This is a genomic window from Candidatus Liberibacter sp., from assembly GCF_014048425.1.
Classification (GTDB): Bacteria; Pseudomonadota; Alphaproteobacteria; order Rhizobiales; family Rhizobiaceae; genus Liberibacter.
In genome coordinates this window covers 1-1538 of sequence record NZ_JACETX010000085.1, presented here as the reverse complement: position 1 = coordinate 1538, position 1538 = coordinate 1, and the positions used below count along the sequence as shown (strand labels likewise).

Sequence of the window (1538 nt, the reverse complement as noted above, 5' to 3'; positions counted from 1 at the left end):
GCAGGAAAAACAATCATGTTCTCTGCTGTTTTGGGGCGTTTCATTGAACGTGGTGACGTCAAAAAAGCATGCGTTATCGCTCATCGTGATGAGCTCACAAATCAAAATGAATCCAAATTCAACCTTGTCAATCCCAACGTGAAAACATCGGTATTTAATTCATCTGTTAAAAACTGGAACTCTCAGGTGTGCTTTGGAATGGTTCAAACATTAGCAAGAAACATCCAAAAAATGCCAACAATGGACATGCTGGTCATAGACGAAGCACACCATGCAAATGCAACGAGCTATCAGACTATTGTGAAATACGCAAAGAAGAAAAATCCTCATTGCATGATCTTTGGTATGACAGCAACCCCTAACAGAGGGGACGGTAACGGTCTCAAAGATGTCTTCACCAATATTGCCGATCAAATCACTGTCAAGGAACTAATCTATTCAGGGCATTTGGTTCGTCCTGTTCCTTTCATCATGGATGTTGGGATTAAGAAAGAACTAGCAACAGTACGCAAAGTCGGTTCGGACTTCGACATGGATCATGTTGAAAAGATCATGAACACCCGTCCAATCAACAATGCTGTCATCAAACATTGGAAAGAAAAAGCAGGAGACCGCAAAACTGTGATCTTTTGCTCTCAATTAGACCATGCATCCAACGTCACTGAAGCCTTCCAAGAAGCAGGCATCAGTGCGGGAATGGTGTCTGGAAGCATGAGCAAAAACGAACGTCAAAATGTCTTAAGCGATTTCGAAAACAATAAAATTCAAGTGATTGTTAATGTCGCTGTTCTCACTGAGGGATGGGATTATCCGCCTGTTAATTGTGTTGTGTTGCTTCGTCCCTGCTCTCAAAGGTCTATCATGACACAAATGATCGGCAGAGGATTAAGAATTGTCGATCCAGAAACCTATCCTGACGTGATTAAAACAGACTGTATCGTGTTGGACTTTGGGGCGTCCTTAATGAAACACGGATTCATGGATCAAAAAGCAAAATTAGAAGGCAGAGACAAAATAAACTTCATGGATAATGAAGAAGAAGAGGAGGAAGAACAAGAACAAGAACAAGAAGAAAAAGAAAAAGAAAAGGAAGAAAAAGACGTTATTGCCGATTTTTCGATGAAAGAATTTGAAATACTCAAAACTTCTCCGTTTGAATGGTTAGATTTGGGCAATGATATATTGACCGCTACTGGATTTGAAGCTTGGAGCTGTATCACCTTTAGAAATGGTCATTGGCATGCTATCGGCGGTTCAAAAGGGCGTGTTGTTAAACGTTTGTTGGTTGGAGAAAAAGCCAATTGTTTAGCTATGGCCAACGACTGGCTTAATGCAAAAGAGCTGTATGATTCTGCACACAAAACCAAATCTTGGTTAAAAGCCCCTGCAACGGCAAAACAATTAGCAATTTTGCCTCCCGAATACAAACGAGATTTTGGATTAACCAGATACAAAGCATCCGCCTTAATCACATTGTACAAACACTCAAACAAAGTCAAAGAAATATTAGGTATGCAAAATGCTTGATTTTAACGAAA

Annotated in this window: 1 protein-coding gene; it reads left to right on the top strand. The window is 40.2% G+C overall.

The features are described from left to right. On the top strand, positions 1-1527 hold a 1527-nt coding region (locus H0G72_RS06005), incomplete at its 5' end, for a DEAD/DEAH box helicase (RefSeq protein ID WP_182017863.1). Positions 1528-1538 lie beyond the last annotated feature (11 nt).